We start from the raw sequence: 20,018 nt of genomic DNA on the forward strand, positions 1-20,018 counted from the left end.
ATGCATGTTGAAGTGCGGGGATTAAATAAGCATTTTGGAGATTTTCATGCGGTCAAGGACGTCAATTTCACCATTACAAAAGGTCATCTGATCGGACTGCTCGGCCCGAGTGGTGGCGGTAAAACTTCGATTCTTCGTATGCTCGCAGGGCTGGAGACACCGGATAATGGAGAGATCATTTTTCATGGTCAGACAGTTAACAATCTTCCTCCTCAAGAGCGCGGGATCGGTTTCGTTTTTCAGAACTATGCGTTATTTAAGCACATGACTGTTTTTGATAATATTGCTTTTGGATTAAAAGTTAAGAAGGCCAGCAAAACTGCCATTCGTGACCGTGTTATGGAACTGGTGGAGCTTACGGGATTAAAAGGCTTCGAGAAGCGTTATCCGCATCAGCTATCTGGTGGACAACGTCAGCGTGTGGCCTTTGCTCGTGCACTCGCGCCTGAACCACAGCTATTACTCTTAGATGAGCCGTTCGCAGCTATTGATGCGAAGATCCGTCAGGAGCTGCGTGCTTGGCTACGTGAGCTGATTGAGCGTGTTGGCATCACTTCCATCTTCGTAACACATGACCAAGACGAAGCAATAGAAGTGGCAGATGAGATCATGATCATCAACCAAGGGCAGTTGGAACAAAAGGGTACGCCTTGGGATATTTATAAGGAGCCTAAAACACCATTTGTGGCAACTTTTATCGGGGAGTCGACACTGATTGAAGATGCTTCTGAGGTGAAGGGCTTTAAAGGCGCTGGAGATGGTAAGCCTACCAAAGCACTTATTCGTCCTGAGTATATTGAAGTTGGTAACCTGCATGAGTTCAAGATGGCTTCAGCTACGGAAAAAGGCGTCGTAAAGCATCTGCATTTCCGTGGAAGTGAATGGCTCGTTGAGGTTGAAGTTAATGGTCATAAACTGGTCACTTACCGTTCTTTGGAGAAAGAAACATTGCAGCCGGGACAGGATATCTCAGTTCTTGTGCACCGCGCTTACCTGTTTAATGATGAGCGAAGCTGGATCCAGGAGAACAACCTGAAAGAAGATCCGATGCCGATATTTATTTAATATAAAAATAAATAAAATGATTTTCAATTTTTTTGAAGAGTAGCGAATGTGATGAGCTAGGATTAGAGGAACTGATGTGAAGGTATGAAGTAATGGAGTGGAAGTTTGGAACTGTAGGAGCGGTAGCGACCGCCTTTATGCTCTAATTTCAACCGTAATACGGTTCCAATCAAGAAATTAGAGCATAACAGCGGCCGAAAGTCCAAACATTCCGCGTAATTACGGCAAATACCGAACGTTGGTTACTTGAATTTTAAGTTCAGCCATAGAGCTACTTTCAAGGAAATATTAAAATCATTACCTCGAAGGATGTGGGCCGCAATGAATTTCAAAAGGAGCAGACAACTGCACGGATGTTTTGCTGCCCTAATGCTGGCCATACTCACGCTGGCGGCAGTCGGTTGCGGGAATCAGAAGGCGATTACGACGATGGCAGATCCTTCGAAGCAAGGGGATGTTACGCTAGTCGTTGGCGCATACAGTGTGGCTAAGGATGCGATGGAAGATATTTTGCCGTTATTTGCAGCGCAGTGGAAAGCGGATACTGGACAGGAGATTAGTTTTCAGCAGTCCTATGAAGCTTCTGGAACACAGGCACGTGCAATCGTAGGCGGGTTCGAAGCAGATGTTACACTGCTAGCCATGGAAGGTGATGTCGAGAAGCTTGTTAAGGCTGGACTCGTAGCGCCAACGTGGAAAGAGCAGGGTGAACAAGGCATGGTGACACGTTCGGTAGTCGCACTTGGTACCCGTGAGGGAAACCCCAAAGGAATTCACGATTTTGCGGACTTAGCCAAGCCAGGGATTAAAGTGTTATACCCAAATCCCAAAACATCCGGTGGTGCGCAGTGGGATATTAACGCGATCTATGGGGCTGGTCTGAAGCTGTCAGAGGAGCAAGAGGGCGTTAAGGATCCAGCAGCAGCGAAAGCTTTTTTAGAAAGTGTACATGCCAATGTGGAGTCTTTGGATAAGAGCGGACGTGCATCTATGGCTGCCTTCGAGTATGGAGTGGGTGATGTCATTGTCACCTATGAGAATGAACTGCTGGCCCGGATTGCTCAGGGTGTTAAATATGAAGTCATTATTCCTAAAAATACAATGCTGATTGAGAACCCAGCGGCTGTCGTAGAGAAGTATGCGGATAAGCATGGGACACGCGCGGCAGCAGAAGCATTAGTTGATTTCTTGATGACCCCACAGGCACAAGAGATCTTTGCGAAATATGGCTTTCGTCCCGTAGATAAACAGGTCTATGCGGAGAACAAAAGCCGCTACCCCGATCCAGCGGGTCTTTTCGATATCAATTATTTAGGGGGCTGGGATGAGGTGCGAAGCACGCTTTATTCCAAGCGGGGAATTTGGTATCAGGTACTTGCAGGAATATAGGTAGTGGTGTAAAAATAGAGTCATCCTAGCAGGGCTACTGCTTAAGGGATGACTTTTTTGACGAAAGTATATATTTGGGGCCCCCGCAAAGTACCTGGGTACGCATCGAAGCAAAGCTTCACTTTGTGGGGATATTTTGGTGAGCATCTTTAAGATAGACATATGGTAATTTAAGACTTCCTTGATGGGAACTGAAGGAGAGATAGAATATGGATACGTTGGTGTTTTTGGGTACTGGGGATGCCATGGGTGTTCCACGGATATATTGCAGCTGCGAGACCTGCACAGAAGCAAGGGAGTATGGGAGCAATACAAGGCTGCGTTCGTCTGTACTTATAGATAATGGCAGTGACTTTCTAGTGATTGATTGTGGGCCAGATTGGCGACGTCAGATGGAGGCGCAGGGAGTTCGGAATATGCGAAGACTGCTGGTGACGCATGCTCATTTTGATCATATTGGTGGGCTACCGGAATGGGCAGATGCTTGTCGATGGACGGGCATTAAGGGTGAACTTTATACTCCAGCAGAAGTTATTCCTATTATCGAACGGCAATACCCTTGGCTGCGAAATCACATCGAGATGATTCCCTGTGATGAAGGGATAGAACTGGACGGCTGGAAGATAGATACCTGGAAAGTAAACCATGGTAAGAATGGATATTCGTACGCCTTTCGGCTAGAGAAGGAGGGTTATACATGGGTGTATTGTCCTGATTCCATATCTCTTGGGGCTGAGGAGACACGCCTGATGCATGGAGCGGACTTGCTGGTCCTTGGTACAAGCTTCTATTACGAAGCGGCGGAGCTATCCTCTCGCTCTGTGTACGACATGACGGAGGCAGCGGAGCTACTGCAAATCGTGAAGCCTAAAAAGGCAGTGTATACCCATATGTCGCATGATGTAGATATGAGAGAAGCATATATTTTACCGGAGAACGTTACTCTAGCCCAGACAGGTATGAGAATTCCAATATACAAAAACCCATTCTCTTCACTTTAGAAGAGAATGGGCAAGTAGAAATAAACGGATTAAACAGTTAATTGTTCTGGTTCATTTAAAGGGTGACGTCCGCTTACCGCAAGCATGACTAAGGAAACAATGATGAGTATAAAACAGAGCACAAATGAATACCGGTAACCTACAATACTGGCTAAGCCCCCACCAACAAGACTCCCAATCAGTCTACCGATCGTGGATGAATTAGAGTAAAGAGTGGATGCATACCCAGGCATGTTTGGGAGCAGATCTTGGATGTAGCTAATGCCAATTGCTGATATCACAGCAACGAAAACAGCTAGTAGAACTTGGGCTGCAAGCATCTGCCACATCTCGCCTGAGAAAATGACAACGAGATAATATGCTCCTCCTAAAATGGCCCCGCACATCATCAATGCTCGGTTACTGTACTTCGCACTGAGTAGACCGAGCATAATCATAAATGGAATTTCCAGCGCAGCACATATACTGCTGACTAGACCGACATCACTTGTCGATCCCCCTAAATTGTTTGTAATAAAGAGGGCCGTATTGATGCTGCTCGTCCAGTGAGCTACATACATGAGTATCAGAATCAGAAAAGGAAGCAGAATATTGCGGTTCTGACTGAGCCGGAAAGTTTTCACTTTTACTTCAGCCTTGTTGCTGCTCAGCTCTGTATCTGTATTTGATTTGAGAAAGAAGAAAACGAGTAAGGCAACAAGCAGGAATACTCCGATCGTACCCGTGAAAATCCCCTTAAACCCAACAGCAGCGATTAGCAGGGTGCCGATTAAAGGACCTGTAATAAAGCCGAGAGAGAAAGCAGAGCGCAAGGTAGAATTAGCAAACGCAGTATCCGTAAAATTGCTCTTATTCACTGCTTCTCTAGCAATGGCGAACAATTGAGGCATGCCTGGTGCACCGAGGGCGGTGAACACAATCATGTAGATGAACAAGATCGTGAAATCCTGAATGAGCAAGTACCCGCTATAAGCCAGCGCATTACAGAGTGTGGCAACAAGGTAAATGTTTTTTCGATTTAAGCCGAGGTCAGAGCGTCTTCCGATTAGTGTACTGATCCATATTCCGGCAATTAACGTGGTGGCGAGAAAAACACCAAACAATCCGACAGATACGCCAAGCTGTTCCGTGAAATAAATGGATAAGAAGGGTGAACTGAGTGAAATCCCCATTCCCTGAAGTAGCATACATAAAAAGAGTAAGGCATAAGAGGGAATTGAAAATAGTGCAGTAAGTCTTTTGATCATGTTGTGAAGTTACTCCTCTATTTTTGCTAAGATAGTCAAACTGGTTCTAGTATACATGAAAAAGACAGCAACAATATATATGCGATTTGGCTAAGGGGCATCACTCGGGCAAATCTCGGACAGTTGATGTTCCTTTTGTGATATCTATTGCATTCGGTATTCAGAATCATGTTTATCCTTTATAATCAGAAAGTATTGCCGTCTTATATTTACATATATAGAATAATTATCAACGACAGGAAGGGAGTAATAAGTAGCTAATAGGGGAGAGGGCTGATTTTTTTTGAAACAGAAAGGTGTTTTCTCAAGATTAAGTACATACATGTTAAGGCACAAGCTCTTATATACGGTTTTATTATTTACGACTTTATTTGGGATTGTTCTGGATTTAACGATTGCTTGGCTGCTCTCAGTAATTACGGATGCGGCGGTTAGACTTGATGTGAAAGCTTTTAAAGGGCTGGTTATATTCGGATTAATCTACTTATTAGTGAGTGCAATCAACGGTTTTTTCGATCGCTATCTCAAAAATAAAATCTCAGCCAAGATCAGAAATGAACTGCGGCTAGATATGATGCGACATGCTTTAGCTCTTCCTCAGTCTTATTTTGACCGTAATCACTCCGGAGATTTGTTGTCCCGCTTTACTAATGATAATCAATCTGTGGGTAATGCTACCGGCGAGGTAATGATTGATTTAATCCGTAACCCTTTGCTTGCTCTCGCGGCTTTTGGTTATTTGTTCTATATTAACTGGCTACTGGCATTGATCTGTTTTGCAATGGGTCCTTTGATGTTCCTTACGGGAAAAATCTTCGGTTCAGCGATGCGTGAGAACAGTGTGAAGATTCAGACTAATATGAGCAAGATTACTTCCTTTTTACATGACATTCTAGGCAGTAGTATGGTGTTTAAATCCTTTAGCATTGAACGCAGACTAATGAAGCAATATCAGGAACATAGTGAGAATATCACTTCCGAAGAATTAAAACGGGGAAGAATAGAGGGAGCTACTGGCTCATTCTCCTCTTTTTTGGGAAACTTTACGTTTCTTCTGGCGCTGGTCGTGGCTGGTTATTTTGTGGCAAAAGGATCACTTGAGGTCGGTGCGATGATTGCTTTCATCCAGCTCATGAATTATTTAGTGATGCCGTTCTCGGCATTGCCAGGACTGATCAATTCGATGCAGCAATCACTTGGGGCGGCGGGACGGATCTTTGAAGTGTTGGATAGCCCTGTAGAAGTGGAGGCTTTACCCGAAGCAGCTACGAAACAGCCTGAATTTGAGCGTATGGTCATGTCCTCGGTATCCTTCTCTTATCCGGGAGCGGAGAGACGTAGTTTGAACAAAATCAGCTTAGAGCTTCACAAAGGGGCTCAAATGGCAATTGTGGGACCGAGCGGTGGAGGGAAATCTACACTTTTTAAGGTACTCCTTGGGTTATATGAACCTGATGAGGGTGAAGTGTTTATAAATAATGAGAAGACAAGCGAGATGAGTTTAGCTAAACTTAGGAGTCACTTCTCTTATGTGCCGCAAGAGTCTGGGCTTTATACAGGAAGTATCCGTGATAACATCCGAAATGGAAATCCAGATGCAGATGAGCATGAAATTCTGGAAGCTTTGCGACAAGCGAACGCTTATGATTTTGTAATGGACTTACCGGAGGGCCTCGATACAGATATCGGTGAGGAAGGTTCACGCCTGTCCGGTGGACAACGCCAGCGACTATCGATTGCGAGAGCGATTCTTAGGAACTCTCCAATTTTGTTGCTGGATGAAGCTACTGCTGCGCTTGATAATGAATCGGAGAAGCTGGTGCAGCAAGCGATTCGTAAATTAATGGGAGACAAAACCACACTCGTTATCGCTCACCGTCTATCAACGATTCAGAACGCTGATGTCATTCTAGTGATGGAGAACAGTGAAATAGTGGAGAGTGGTACCCACGAGGAGCTACTTGCAGCAGAAGGAAGATATCATGATTTGTACTATTCTCAGCTGGAAGAGGAAGAGGCTGGGGAGGGTGAGCAAGAGGCATTAGAGTTTGCATCTACAGGAATACCGAGCTTGCTGAAATAACAAAAGGGTGTTGCAACGTCATAAAATATGGCGTAGCAACACCCTTTTCTTAAGAAAGTGAATTTATATAGATAGAACTTAAGAACTTGAGGTAAAGGAAGGAGCAATGGAGGGGAAAGTTTGGAACTGTAGGAGCGTAAGCGATCGCCTTTAGGTTTGAATTTCTACCGTTGACAACGGTTTAAATCATGAAATTCAAACCTAACAGCGACCGTAAGTCCAAATATTCACCGTAGTTGCAACTGAACTTTATCACTAAAACTATTAAGTTCAGCCGATTTAGTTCACTTTATTGAGAATGAATTTATCAATCGCGTATTTTACGCCATCTTCATTGTTGCTCAGGGTTACGAAATCAGCAATTTCTTTCAGCGCAGGAATAGCGTTCGCCATAGCAACGCCAAGACCGGCAGCTTCCAGCATCTCATGGTCGTTCCAAGAGTCACCCATAGCCATAGTCTCGGAGAGATCACAACCAAAATGATTGGCTAGGAATTCAAGCGCAATTCCCTTGGTTCCTTCATGATGCATGATTTCTAGGAATTGTGGTTTGGATTTGGTAATATGCACGGAATCGCCGAGCAATTCACGTAGAATTGGAGCCAGCTCATCCAAGAATGCAGGATCATCGATAATCAGCATTTTTGGTGTTTTTTGTGGAACAAGCTTCTCCCAATCTGGTTCAATATAATATGGCGTTTTGTTCAGGTCTGTATAATCTTTGATCTTCTGGTTGTCTTCACGGGCATACAGCTTGTCGTCAATGTAAGTTTGCAAATGCAGATTATGCTCCACGCAGTAAGTGAACAGCTTGTGTACCGCATCTTGTGGCACGTAACGCTCATATAGTACCTTTTCATCGAGCAAGTTCTTAACGAGTGCGCCTTGGTAAGTGATGATTGGCACGTTAAGTCCAGTTTGACGGGCAATGGCTTGCGCAGAAGCATAAGCTCGGCCTGTAGCAAGGGTTACAACAACGCCAGCAGCTACAGCCTCTTCAAGCGCAGTCTGTGTAGCGGGTGTTACTTCCTTGTCATCGTTAATTAGAGTGTCATCAATATCAATCGCGATCAATTTGTACATTTGTCTCTCTCCTTATCTCTTTCTAAATAAATGTAATTTGGAAAAATAATTCTTCTTATGTTGATTCTGACCCGGTTCCGGGCTCAGCTCTGCCATAAGCATAGCTCCCAGAATACAACCACAACCGAGCAGAGCGGACATACCAAGCGTTTCTCCGCCAAAGGCTAAGCCTGTCAGAACAGCGAATACAGGTTCTGTGGCATAAATAATGGCTACCCGGGAAGGCGTAGTGTATTTCTGGCAGGCGGTTTGAATCCAGAAAGCAAAAGCGCTGGTAGGACCAATAGAGATTAAAAGTGCCCAGAGAACGTCCGGGTCCTTGATAAGCTCTGCGCTGTGTGCCAGCGGTGCAGCTCCTTCAAAAATAAGCGAAGCGACAATGCTGAACAGTCCAACGAAGGCGAGCTGCAAGGTTGCCAGCGGCAACGCCGGATAATGAGGTGCATAAACGCCAGTATATGCGACTTGTAGCGCAAAAGCTATGGCGCAGAGCAAGATCAAAGCATCGCCTTTATTCAGGGACAAAGCAGAGCCGGTGAAGGTCAGCAGATAAAGACCTACTGCGGCAAGCGCCGCGCTGAACCAAGTGTAACGTGAAATGGCATGCTTTAGTAGCGCCAGAGAGAGAAACGGAACCAATACGACCGATAGACCGGTAATAAACCCGGTATTGGAGGTGGTTGTATATAGAAGTCCCATGGTCTGGAAGCCATAGCCCATAAACAAAAAAAGGCCTAGCAGCAGAGAATCACGTACCATGCGGAAACTTAGCTGTTTCCACTCCTTGCGGTAAAAAATAAAAGTGATTAGAGCCAGCAACAGGGCAGCACCTGTAAAGCGGATGCTGTTAAACGCGAGTGGAGGGAGCACTTTGACAGCATTTTGAACAATCAGAAAGGTGCATCCCCACATCATCGCCACAAGTAGCAGGCTGAAATCGGCCATACGGGAACGCTTCACTTCTTAGGTCATCCTCTCTTCGGCAAATGCCGTCCTTGTAAGAACGACAATGTCAAGTTGTCCAAATTGTATCGTATATTCATGGGGAGGACAAGATAGGAATCGCTCAAAGGCTTATATTTAAAGGGATTTAAGGGATTAGGCTAGACAAAAAAACAGGGTCTTGATATACTTCGATAACCGCACATTTGTTCTTGTTTTTCGCATCTTAGAAAGGAGCGGTTTCACCATGATGGGCAGATCCCATTTAATAATCAGCACTGGGGTTACCCTATCTGTAATGAGTTTGATGTCGCATGAGATTACGATTCCGGTTATTGCGGTCGCAGCATTAAGTTCCTTGCTGCCTGACATTGATGAACCGAATTCACTGCTCGTGCGTAAGGCGATTCCAGAATTTCTATTAAGAGTGCTGCAAATTGCTTTGATAGGTGCGGCGATTTATCTCTATTTTGCCGGAATCGTGGAACGTCCTTGGAACATTGTGCTGGCATTGCTAGTCGGAAGTGTATCTTTCCTGCCTAGTCGAAAGCTGCGCCATTTGGTCATGATCTTGATTGCCATAGCACTCTTTGCCTTCGGGGAAGCCTATGATCCATGGAACTACATTGCAGCGTGCGTGCTTGTAGTCTCATCGGTTGTTCCTCATCGTGGACTGACACATACCTTGTATGGAGTTGCGGGCTGGAGCGCCTTATTGTATTTTGCCTCAGCGGGTATAAATGACGGTGGCAGTCTATGGATAGCTGGGGGCATGTCGTATGCGCTTCACCTACTAGCTGACTCTCTTACCCAACGGGGAATTACACCCCTGCCGCCAATACCCTTTAAGCTGCGTCTAAAGCTAATGAGTACAGGCACGAAAAAAGGTGGAGCCGTAGAGAACATCTGCATCATGCTGACTCTAGCGTTCGTTGTCTATGTATTTATACTTTCTACTTGAACTAAAATGAATATGAAAAAGGGGCTTGTCTATTCTTTACGCAAATTTGCGCATAGGATAAGCAGGCCCCTTTATTTTTGTGTAACTATTCTTCTAGGAAAACCAGTCCGATAAAGTCCTCCGGCTCAATACGTCCAAAATAATGCTTCAAATCCAGATCAGCTAATGCTTCTCTAACCTCTGCCTCATTATAACGTTTGCCACGAAGTGCATTTTCAACATCTACTACGTCACCAACCCCAAAGAAGTCACCATAGATTTTGATGTCCTTAATGAGGGAATCCTCAATATCCATACGAATATCAATAATTCCAGCAGGAAATTTACGTGTGTGTTTGACGTTGCTTTTTGGTGACAGACCGTAGTTCCAGTCCCAGTTCTGGTAGTGCTCTTTGGAAATTTCGTGGATTTTGTCCCAGTCTGCTTCCTGAAGCTTATACTGAGGGACCTCGGATGGCTCCATGCCAAAGATCGAACGTAGGAGACCGGAGCGGAACTCTTCAATGGTCATGTCTGTACCTAGCAGCTCTTTGATGTTGGCTACGCGACTACGTACGGATTTGGTGCTCTTCGATTTGAACTTCTCTGGATTTACTTTTAGAGAGGCTTGTACATTGTCCAAATTGAGGTCAAACATCAGTGTGCCATGGCTGAACATGCGTCCACGTGTGGAGAATTGAGCGTTGCCGGAAATTTTTTGTTCGCCGACTTGAAGATCATTCCGTCCGCTAAGCTCAGCGTTAACACCCATGCTTTGCAAGTAGTCGATCACCGGCTGGGTGAATTTCAAGAAGTTATGGAAGGATTGGCCGTCGTCCTTAGTAATGAAGCTGAAGTTCAAATTTCCAAGATCGTGATAGACCGCGCCACCGCCGGACAGACGACGTACAACCTTAATATCATTCTCTTTAACATATTCCTGATTGATTTCTTCAATCGTATTTTGGTGTTTACCGATGATGATAGATGGGCTGTTAATATAAAAAAGCAGGTAACTCTCGTCCATCGGCAAGTGTTTCAGCGCATATTCCTCAATCGCCAAATTGATGGAAGCGTCAGTAATCCCTGTGTTATCAATAAAAATCATAGTGAATTCCTCCGTTGCAGCAAAATTGATTACAGTTCTCATTTTAAACCAAAAGCAGTTTTTTAACAAAAGAGATCGCTTCGTGTTTCGGTGAAAATAAAGTCTTAGATTGGATTCATTGATTTAACGCGATTTTTAAATTGAAGAATTTCCAGCACTCAGTCTTATTGTTCAGTACTTCATTTTATCGAACACCAACAAATCCTTTGCATTTCTCTACCTCATGCGTTACTATTTTTATATTGACAAATTTGCAGGTCTAAATAAGGAGGTTAACATTCTATGTGCCCCCGTACCAAAGAACAAAATGAGCTCATACGCTTACAGCGTATAGAACAGATCCTGGACGTTGCCGCGCGCTCCTACTTTCGCACGGGCGGCAGCTTTGATATTCGCGACGTCGCCCGCGAGGCAGGGCTTGGTTACGGCACAGTATACCATTATTACCCCAACCGGCATTTATTAATAGAAGATGTGTTAGAAAGCGGCTTCGAGCGATGTGAGCAAATGATCGCAGAATGGGCGAACATCAGCGGCAGCCCCCCGGATGACTGGCAGTTGTTGAAGTATTGTAAAGCGCTGCTCCGGCTGTGGCAGTCGGACGCCCGCACATATCTTGTCTACAAAATGGCGGCAGAACATTATGCGGGCTTGCCTGAAAAGGATCGATACCACGCCAAGAGACGGTTTATGGAACGGCTATACGTTCCACTTCAATCGATCGCACAGTGCGAAGACGACAGCGTCGACCATATGCTTGCTGTGCTGGTCGGTTGCTGTGGGCTGCACTACTATGCGGGCAATTCCGATCTGAACGTCGATCGAATCGCCCGACTCGCTATCCAAGCTATTACGAAGGGGTCCTGATACGAACATGGTCATTTTAAAAAGCAAGCATGAAATTGAGGCTATCCGCAAGGCATGCCAAGTGGTGGCTGAATGTCATCGTACAATCGCCCCGCTTATCAAACCGGGTATTACCACCAACGAGATTGAGCGCATATTCGAGGACATTATGTTGAAGCACGGCGCAAAGCCATACCAGAAAGGCTATAGGGGCTATCAATATGCGACCTGTGCCTCCGCCAACGATGTAATCGCGCATGGCTTCCCTAGCAATAAGCCACTTGAGGAAGGGGATATCGTGACGATTGACACGGTCGCTGAGCTCGATGGCTGGCTCGGCGATTCGGCCTGGAGTTATGCGGTAGGGCAGATCTCGCCGATGGCCGAGAAGTTGATGCGTGTCACGAAGGAATGTCTTGATCTGGGCATCGAGCAGGCTCAGCCCGGCAATCGACTCGGCGATGTGACGAGCGCGATTCAGCGGCATGCGGAATCACACGGTTTCGGCGTCGTGCGCGACCTTCTCGCTCATGGCATCGGCCGCGACCTGCACGAGGAGCCGACTTATATGCATGTCGGCAAGCCTGGAAAAGGCCCACGTATCAAGGAAGGTATGGTGTTCACGATTGAGCCCATGATCACCGAAGGTACCTACTTGATGACAATCGATCCGGACGGCTGGACCGCACGGACGATGGACAACAAGCTCGCCGCCCAATACGAGCATACGATTGCCATTACGGCTGAAGGTCCACAAATTTTGACCGCGCAATAGAAAAAAATTAGAAGTCGACCAACGAAATGGTCGACTTCTTTTTTTCGTATTCGGCATAGCATCTTTCTTTATTTGTACAGTTGATCATGTAGACGATATCCCGTTCCCATCTTCAAGCCGAAGCGGGTTCGGGGACAGCGTGTCTATAGATCTGATGAGGCTGCCAGTCTAGAACTTTATTATCTTTTGACATCTCGTAGATTTTAATGTCGATTTGAGGCAAGCGGTTATTCAGGTGATTCCTTTAGTGAGCATTGACGTAATCCCGGTAAAGACGCAATAATGGTGGCAATGAGATACATATCGAACAAACGAAAGTGGATAGAGGGAGTGTAAATATGCTTGAAAAATACGGCCATGGCGGTGATTTGCTAACAGCTGCGGAACTTTATGAGGAGGCTGGTGGCACATTTCTTGATTTCAGCGCAAACATCAATCCTATCGGGCCTCCGCCAGCCGTCTTAGAGCTACTTAGAACAGCATTGTCTACGGTGGTTGCCTACCCTGACCCTGGACATCGGCGCTTCAAAAGTCTGCTAGCAAAGGACCTTGGTATACATAGTGGTTGGTTGACAGTAGGCAACGGAGCCGCAGAATCTATGGCATTGTTGCTGCTTGCGATTGCTCCGCAAAAGGTAGGTATCGTAGAACCTTGTTTTTCTGAGTATCGGCAGCTATCTGTGCAATTCGGTGCAGAAGTATTATCTGTTCAGGGGACAAGGGGACAGCACTTCCAAGCTGGAGTGAATGAGATTGCCGGGCTGCTGGAGAAGGTTGATCTGCTGTTCCTTGGACAGCCGAACAACCCTAATGGCGTTCAGTATACTGTGGATGAGCTGCGCTGGTTAGCGCAGAAGGCTGAAAGCTACGGGACGTATTTGGCTGTGGATGAAGCCTTTATTGATTTTATTCCAGAAGCAGAACGGAATACGCTTTTGCCGGATCTGGATCAGTTTCCGCATACGATTTTGGTGCGGTCGATGACGAAATTTTATGCGATTCCCGGACTGCGTCTCGGGTTTGCCATTTCGCATCCCGAGCTGGCAAAGGCGATGACCGGAAAGCAGGTTACCTGGAGCGTGAATGGTTTGGCGCTGCTGGCGGGCGAAGCCTGCCTTGAGTGTGGGCACGAGTATGGACATCGCACACGCAAACTGATCGCCACTGAACGGGGGCTGCTGCGTCAAGGCCTTATGCAGCTAGGCTGCGATGTGCCGCCAGGCGAAGCCAACTTTCTGCTCTGTGGCCTGCCTTCGCCATGGAGTGCGGCTGAGATGCAGACCCGTCTTGGGCGTGTCGGTATACTGGTGCGCAGCTGCGCTATGTACCCCGGTCTAGGAGACGAGCATATCCGAGTAGCAGTTAAGGGACATGAGGATAATGTCCGGCTGCTAAAAAAGATGAAGGAAATTCTGGCGGATAAGTGACCTGTGTAGCTTAGAGGGCAGCGGGTTTGCTGCTAAGTGACAGGTGTAGCGCAGGGGGATGGGAGTCTACTGTAAGTGACACTCGCGGCGTAGAGAAGGCAGGGATTCTAATGAATAAGTGACTCAAGTACCGCAGAAGTTGCGATTTGATACCGGATGGTGGGCTTCAGCTTGCATGCTTAAGGTTGTGACAAAGTTTGGTGAGATAGCTTCTGATGGACATCCTTCAAAGTGCATTCGTTGTATTTCGTACAACAGAACTCGCTTTGCTGGCGCAGTAATTCGATTCTATAGTACTGTGTACAATAGAAATTTGGAAAATGATGCGAATTAGGTTTTTACGTGACATTCTATTGCAAGAAATACAGCAGAATGGCTTTTGCCAGTGAATAAAGCTGAATCTGTTGTATAAAGTGCAATAGATGGGTGAGGGACGGATTTTTAGGTGGATATTGGAGTATGTGTTGTAGTAGATTTTAGAGCAGATAGTCTTTGCTGAAATAGAGAATTAGGTAGTTTCTAAGTGAGGCGGTTGGGGAAGTACAGGCGCGACCGCGAAACTGGTTGGATGAATGGATAAAAGTAATGTGCTGTGGAAGGAGCAAGATCGATATATGGTGCAAGTAAAGATTCCATTTAACCTCGCAGGAGGCGTAAAAGAGTACCATTCGGCCATCTGGCCAGGGCTTGCTTTACAGTGGAAGGGAAACCATCTGCTACTAGAGCTACCTGCTGAAGCAGATGGTTTATCGAGTGCGTTCTATGGTGGAGGAATGAATCGGCTAGAGAGGGCCGTCAATTTATATGTTGACCGCAATTATGAATGTAGTGATCCTGTTCAGGATATGGAGAATAAGCTCCGCGAGTGGGGTTATTCAATGTCTGGCTGTGCCGGTCTGATGACGGCAGTACCGCTAGAGCATGCAGCGGTAGCTGAGGAAGACACCGGCTCAGCGGGTATTTTTGTTTGCGTTACTGCCGCCGCAGGAAATGCTGCGCGCGCGGGTGTGGAACGCAATGTGCTGGCTGTTTATCGCCCGGGTACGATTAACATAATGTTAGGTATTGATGGCCGCCTGACACCGGCGGCCATGGTCAATGCTGTGCAGACAGCTGTCGAAGCCAAAGCTGCTGCTCTGGCCGATCTCGGGATTACCGATCCCGAGAATGGGCTGATCGCTACCGGAACAACTACGGATGCGATAGTGCTCGCTGTGAGCCAAAGTGGGCGATACAAGGCAGAGCATGTTTACGCCGGAACCGCTACCGATCTTGGGGGCGCAATCGGGCGTCTTGTATATAGCGCTGTGACAGGGAGTTTGCTATCGGTTCAGGCAAGGAAGGACAGCTAATGAGAATAGGTAGCTGGAATTGCTGGAGAATGTACAGAGGTGATCGCCTGTGACAATCGCTTTAGTACTGCTTGCGGCTTATGTAATTGATCGGATCGTAGGTGATCCGCGTAGCTTGCCCCATCCCGTAATCGGTATGGGCAAAGCAATCACGGCTCTGGAGCGGGCGATCCGTCGTTTATGGTCCCATCCGCAAAGCCTGCGCAGAGCAGGGGTGTTACTTCCGCTATGTGTGGCGGGTGGTGCTTGGGCACTGACAGCCATTCTGCTATGGCTGCTGTCATATATCTCACCGTGGCTCGTCTGGATAGCCGAGGCTTGGTTGATTTCAACCACGATTGCCTCCAAGGGACTAAAGGATGCAGGAATGGCGGTGTATGTGGAATTGCAGAAGGGCGATATCCCTGCTGCCCGCAAGGCGTTGGGGATGATCGTGGGGCGTGATACGACTTCGCTAGATTCCCCGGAAATTGTGCGCGGCACGGTAGAGACTGTAGCAGAGAATATCGTCGATGCGATTATTTCTCCATTGTTCTATGCGCTCATCGGTGGCGCGCCGCTTGCTATGGCTTATCGAGCAGTAAACACACTCGATTCCATGGTGGGATATAAGAATGATAAATACCGAGATCTCGGCTGGGCATCCGCTCGGCTTGATGATGTTGCCAACTTCATTCCAGCACGGATTACGGCATTGCTCTTGGCACTGTGTGCATGGCTGCTTCGTCTGGATTGGCGCAATTGTCTGCAAATGGTGAAGAGGGATGCGCGTCTCCATCCAAGCCCAAATAGCGGCTATCCAGAATCCGCTGTTGCGGGCGCACTTGGTATCCGTCTCGGAGGAGAGAACGTCTATCATGGTGTCGCTTCTTTCCGAGCCTATATGGGTGATCCGGTACGAGCGATGGAGCCGGACGATATTATTCAGACCTCGCGGATGATGATGCTCTGCTCTTCAATATTCGTTACTATCTGCGCAACCCTAGCTTGGATATGGATCGGGGGCTAATGCTAGACATGGCGTTTCCTTCTATAGAGCTAGAATTAGTACTTGTTCGCCACGGGCAAACTCAGTGGAATGCTGAGCATCGTTACTTAGGACATTCGGATCTCCCGTTGCTATCTAGTGCAGTAGAGCAGCTATCTCAGCTTAAGCAGCAGTCTGAAGTATCGAATGATTTTTGGTGTGTATTTTGCAGCGATTTGCTTAGATGTCGGGAGACTCTAGCTTATATTTCTCCTTCTTTAGAGAAGGTGGCTGTCTACGATCCGCGCCTGCGTGAAATGAATTTTGGAGCTTTCGAAGGCTGTACTTATGAGGAATTGAAGGATAACTCACTATATAAAAGGTGGATTGATAATCCTTCCACAGTTACACCACCGGATGGTGAAACATGGGCGCAGTTTGACAAACGGTTGCGTAGCTTCCTGTCAGATCTGGGGCGAAGGGCTGAGGATACATTTGTGCAGGCTGCAATTAGTGAAAAAAAGGCTGAGGTAATAACAAACAGGGTATTGGTAGTCACACATGGTGGTGTTATTCGGAATTTCCTTGCACAGTTAATTCCTGGTGTCACATTCTACAGCGCAGTTGCACCTTCTCCGGGAACAGCAATGGTACTCAGGCTATTTTGGCGGAACGGGCAATGGTCGGCAGATATTTCGGGAGATTGATGAGAAAATCAAATGAAAAAAAGGGTTCCACATATTAGTCATACCTAATATGTGGAACCCTTTATGTTTAAACTATCGTTCGCCCTCAGCAGAATAAAGTGGATAATTAGATGTTAGGTAACCATTCCTTATAGGTATCTGCACGTGATTGCAATTCATTATACAGCATGCTGGCATGGTAACCGTCGCACACGGCATGGTGGAATTGCCCCGATATTGGTAATAGTATTTTTTTGTCTTGATGAAAATATTTTCCTATAGTAAAGATGGGAAGTAGGAAGGTTCCCTCGTTATACACGTTCAGGTTAAAGCCCGTAAAGCTGACCCACGGAATACTAGAAATAGGGAAGGTGTTCGGTGGTTCGTTTGCTTTAGCGATAAATTGTTTCACGCTTCCGTACATTTTCATATCATCCAGATAACAGTTATAGAAATCATTAAACTTTTCTCCGTACGAAGTCCAGATGCTTGAGAAGGTCTTATCATCATCATGGAAAATTGTAAAACTAGGTGACATGCTATCCCAATAACCTAATCTACCTTCAGAATCAAAGCAAGTGCGGAATTCACTATGACGGTTCACCACCGTAGTTATCATGTGGATTAGTGCTGGGTACAGCTTAATTCCCTTATGCTTAAGCTCTGACAGTAGAAGGGTGATATCAATATTTGCGGTCATGCTATAGGTGCATCTGACATTGTTTAAATAATGTTCAAAATAGGGTTTTCTACTCCAGTTATCAATGACAATCGGGTTAAAAATCATTTATTATGACCTCCTAAAATTATTTCATTTTTCATTTTAGGAGGTCTGCTGGACTGATTTCACCATATCCTTATCACAATCCTTTGAGAAAGTATTTTGTAACGATGAGTATACCATCATCATCGCCGTAATTAAACTAGATCAAGTGGAAGGAAGATGCATTTATAATGCTGAGTGAAAAGTTGGTTATTGAAAAATTGCTTCAGCAAAAGCGTACGAGTGTTGCTTCCATCGTAGTGATGATGTGCGGTGTAGCTGGGTCGGGTAAAACGACCTTTGCTCAAAAGTTGGAGAAAGAAGGATTCGTACGGCTTTCGATAGATGAGGACATTTGGGCCACTTACGGCCGTTTTGGAGTCGATTATCCAGAGGAGAATTATGGTTCCTATTTAATAGAATCGGAATTAAAGCTACGTAAGGAGCTAGTGAAACTGATTCAGGCTAAACAGCATGTTGTTGTCGATTTCAGCTTTTGGCAGCGTCAGAGACGGAACGATTATAAGCAATTAATTGAAGAGCATGGCGGCGATTGGGAGCTGATTTTCTTAAAGGTTGGGCCGGATGAACTGCGTCAGCGACTGCTCATTCGGAGTGAACGTTTTGACGCCAATGCGGCATTTACGATCACAGAGGACACGCTTACTCGGTTTCTAAGCGGTTTTGAAACCCCTGCTTCAGAAGGCGAAATGGTGATCGAAGCCTAGGTCATTCTTATTTCACCGGGTCCCTTTAATAGCATGAAAATAATCAAATTTATGAGTCTGTCCGCTCATAGAACCACAGCCGGATTAAAATCCCATGGCTGTGGTTCTTTTTTTAAGCGAGTGATTGTGCCATGATAGTCATGGGGGCGATTGAGAGATGTTTAAGGATTTTAAGCTCATAGCCGGACGGCCGGTGTATATACAAATTAAAGACTATATGAAGCACTTAATCATAAAAGGCGGTCTGCAAGGCAATCAAAAGCTGCCCTCCACACGAGAACTCAGCACATTGCTTAAGGTTAGCCGCAACTCCGTAATCTCTGCTTATGCAGAGCTTGAGGATGATGGATTTGCGTATGCCGTGCAGGGTCAGGGAAGTTATGTGGCACCTACACCTCCCGGCAGTGAAACAATCTCTTCCTGGACGATGGACTGGAAGACGCGTATCAATGATCATGCGCGGCTGGCGGAGGATCTGGATATCATGAAGCGCGGCATACGAGCGGAGAAGGGGACGATCTCCTTCACGAGCATCGCACCTGATGAGAGTCTTTTTGATCTAGATAATGTGAAACGCTCCTTTATGGATCGTATGTCGGTGGAAGGCAACGTCTTACTAAATTATGGATATGCCAAAGGGTATAAGCCTTTAATAGACTATTTGAAGCAGTACATGGAGCACAAAGGCGTTGAAATGAAAGGCAAGGATATATTGATCACCAATGGCTTTACAGAGGGATTCGATATTGTATTGTCAGTACTTAGCAAAAAGAATGGTTCGGTCATCTGTGAGAATCCAACGCATCATACGGCGATCAAAAATCTGAAGCTGAATGGCTTTGAGATCACCGGGATTCCTATGGAGCGTGATGGGATTGATCTGGTTGAGCTGGAGAAGGCATTGCAGGAGCAAGCTTTTGACTGTGCCTACTTTGTCCCCTCTTATCATAATCCGACCGGCATTGTAATGTCTCCCGAGAAAAGACAGAGGCTAATGAAGCTGATGAACCGGTACCAAATACCAGTGATCGAGGATGGTTTTAACGAGGAGTTACGCTATTCGGGCTCACATGTGGCTCCACTTATCGCAGCAGCAGGGAGCGGCAACAGCGTGATCTATCTAGGTAGCTTCTCAAAGGTATTATTTCCGGGACTACGCGTAGGCTGGGTGCTGGCAGATCAGGAGCTGATCTATTCTCTCGAAAGCGTCAAGCGCGCACGCACCATTCATACCTCGACGCTGGATCAATCCATTTTGTATCAGTACTTATTAGGTGGCCATTTAGAGAAGTATTTGAAAAAAGCCAGAGCGGAATATAAACGAAAATATGAATTAACCCTGCAATGCTGTAAGGAGTTTATTCCTTATACGGCGTTATCAGGGGATGGCGGATTGCATCTTTTTGTAACATTTGCGGAGGGCTTTAATACAAGGACGCTGCTAGCGGCCTGTCATGAACAAGGGGTTATTTTTACAGCAGGAGATATATTCTTCACAGACGGTAAAGGTCAAAATACGATACGGATCGGTTTCTCCAGAGTGACGGATGAGGATATCCGCAAGGGGATCGAGATTATTGGCAGAACAGCACGACAACTAATGGGATAAAGAGGTG

18 protein-coding genes are annotated in these 20,018 nt (G+C 46.1%); 13 read left to right on the plus strand and 5 right to left on the minus strand.

Annotated elements, in window-relative coordinates:
- The 3 genes from NST34_RS06120 to NST34_RS06130 all read left to right on the plus strand — a co-directional run bounded on the left by NST34_RS06120 (window position 1) and on the right by NST34_RS06130 (window position 3,455).
- The gene (locus NST34_RS06120; RefSeq protein ID WP_042124940.1) at window positions 1–1,065 is read left to right on the plus strand and encodes a sulfate/molybdate ABC transporter ATP-binding protein; all 1,065 of its coding nucleotides are present in this window, start codon (window positions 1–3) and stop codon (window positions 1,063–1,065) included.
- A 321-nt stretch (window positions 1,066–1,386) separates the two neighbouring features.
- Entirely contained in the window at window positions 1,387–2,454 is a 1,068-nt protein-coding gene (locus NST34_RS06125) for a sulfate ABC transporter substrate-binding protein (protein ID WP_341127375.1), read from the plus strand.
- A 209-nt stretch (window positions 2,455–2,663) separates the two neighbouring features.
- Window positions 2,664–3,455 carry an MBL fold metallo-hydrolase gene (locus NST34_RS06130; protein ID WP_341127376.1) on the plus strand — a complete coding sequence of 264 codons (792 nt, stop codon included), beginning with the start codon at window positions 2,664–2,666 and terminating at the stop codon, window positions 3,453–3,455.
- A gap of 29 nt (window positions 3,456–3,484) precedes the next feature.
- On the opposite strand, the gene NST34_RS06135 is transcribed toward NST34_RS06130, so the two are convergent.
- Window positions 3,485–4,702 (minus strand): sugar efflux transporter, encoded by a 1,218-nt coding sequence (locus NST34_RS06135; RefSeq protein ID WP_076284090.1) that lies wholly within the window; start codon window positions 4,700–4,702, stop codon window positions 3,485–3,487.
- 283 nt (window positions 4,703–4,985) lie between these two features.
- Here NST34_RS06135 and NST34_RS06140 point away from each other — a divergent pair, with 283 nt between their 5' ends.
- Window positions 4,986–6,785, plus strand: coding sequence for an ABC transporter ATP-binding protein (locus NST34_RS06140; RefSeq protein ID WP_341127377.1), 1,800 nt, complete (start codon window positions 4,986–4,988; stop codon window positions 6,783–6,785).
- Between the two features lie 279 nt (window positions 6,786–7,064).
- Here the strand turns inward: NST34_RS06140 and NST34_RS06145 are convergent, their stop codons facing one another.
- Together NST34_RS06145 and NST34_RS06150 are read right to left on the minus strand one after the other, a co-directional pair.
- Window positions 7,065–7,868, minus strand: a complete 804-nt coding sequence (locus NST34_RS06145) for a Cof-type HAD-IIB family hydrolase (RefSeq protein WP_042124947.1) — start codon at window positions 7,866–7,868, stop codon at window positions 7,065–7,067.
- A gap of 12 nt (window positions 7,869–7,880) precedes the next feature.
- A complete protein-coding gene (locus NST34_RS06150; RefSeq protein WP_076284092.1) occupies window positions 7,881–8,828 on the minus strand; it encodes a DMT family transporter in 948 nt (315 codons plus the stop codon).
- Between the two features lie 229 nt (window positions 8,829–9,057).
- Between NST34_RS06150 and NST34_RS06155 the strand changes: the two genes are divergently transcribed.
- Complete coding sequence (locus NST34_RS06155; RefSeq protein WP_076298272.1) at window positions 9,058–9,771, plus strand: metal-dependent hydrolase; 714 nt, start codon at window positions 9,058–9,060, stop codon at window positions 9,769–9,771.
- Window positions 9,772–9,856: 85 nt separating this feature from the next.
- Here the strand turns inward: NST34_RS06155 and NST34_RS06160 are convergent, their stop codons facing one another.
- Window positions 9,857–10,858 carry a lipoate--protein ligase gene (locus NST34_RS06160; RefSeq protein WP_042185606.1) on the minus strand — a complete coding sequence of 334 codons (1,002 nt, stop codon included), beginning with the start codon at window positions 10,856–10,858 and terminating at the stop codon, window positions 9,857–9,859.
- A 282-nt stretch (window positions 10,859–11,140) separates the two neighbouring features.
- Here NST34_RS06160 and NST34_RS06165 point away from each other — a divergent pair, with 282 nt between their 5' ends.
- From NST34_RS06165 to NST34_RS06190, 6 genes are all read left to right on the plus strand, one after another.
- Entirely contained in the window at window positions 11,141–11,725 is a 585-nt protein-coding gene (locus tag NST34_RS06165; RefSeq protein ID WP_341127378.1) for a TetR/AcrR family transcriptional regulator, read from the plus strand.
- Window positions 11,726–11,732: 7 nt separating this feature from the next.
- Window positions 11,733–12,479, plus strand: coding sequence for a type I methionyl aminopeptidase (gene map, locus NST34_RS06170; protein ID WP_076284095.1), 747 nt, complete (start codon window positions 11,733–11,735; stop codon window positions 12,477–12,479).
- A 338-nt stretch (window positions 12,480–12,817) separates the two neighbouring features.
- Window positions 12,818–13,906, plus strand: a complete 1,089-nt coding sequence (locus tag NST34_RS06175) for a pyridoxal phosphate-dependent aminotransferase (protein ID WP_076284096.1) — start codon at window positions 12,818–12,820, stop codon at window positions 13,904–13,906.
- Between the two features lie 572 nt (window positions 13,907–14,478).
- Window positions 14,479–15,258, plus strand: a complete 780-nt coding sequence (locus NST34_RS06180; RefSeq protein ID WP_256721602.1) for an adenosylcobinamide amidohydrolase — start codon at window positions 14,479–14,481, stop codon at window positions 15,256–15,258.
- Window positions 15,259–15,307: 49 nt separating this feature from the next.
- A complete protein-coding gene (gene cbiB, locus NST34_RS06185) occupies window positions 15,308–16,267 on the plus strand; it encodes an adenosylcobinamide-phosphate synthase CbiB (RefSeq protein ID WP_341127379.1) in 960 nt (319 codons plus the stop codon).
- Window positions 16,268–16,275: 8 nt separating this feature from the next.
- Window positions 16,276–16,932 carry a histidine phosphatase family protein gene (locus NST34_RS06190; protein ID WP_341127380.1) on the plus strand — a complete coding sequence of 219 codons (657 nt, stop codon included), beginning with the start codon at window positions 16,276–16,278 and terminating at the stop codon, window positions 16,930–16,932.
- A 106-nt stretch (window positions 16,933–17,038) separates the two neighbouring features.
- On the opposite strand, the gene catA is transcribed toward NST34_RS06190, so the two are convergent.
- On the minus strand, window positions 17,039–17,698 hold the full coding sequence (catA, locus tag NST34_RS06195) for a type A chloramphenicol O-acetyltransferase (RefSeq protein WP_341127381.1): 660 nt from the start codon (window positions 17,696–17,698) through the stop codon (window positions 17,039–17,041).
- Between the two features lie 167 nt (window positions 17,699–17,865).
- Here catA and NST34_RS06200 point away from each other — a divergent pair, with 167 nt between their 5' ends.
- Window positions 17,866–18,402 (plus strand): AAA family ATPase, encoded by a 537-nt coding sequence (locus NST34_RS06200; protein WP_341127382.1) that lies wholly within the window; start codon window positions 17,866–17,868, stop codon window positions 18,400–18,402.
- Between the two features lie 157 nt (window positions 18,403–18,559).
- Complete coding sequence (pdxR, locus tag NST34_RS06205) at window positions 18,560–20,011, plus strand: MocR-like pyridoxine biosynthesis transcription factor PdxR (RefSeq protein WP_339245705.1); 1,452 nt, start codon at window positions 18,560–18,562, stop codon at window positions 20,009–20,011.
- Window positions 20,012–20,018 lie beyond the last annotated feature (7 nt).

This window comes from Paenibacillus sp. FSL H7-0714 (assembly GCF_038003765.1).
Lineage (GTDB): Bacteria > Bacillota > Bacilli > Paenibacillales > Paenibacillaceae > Paenibacillus_AQ.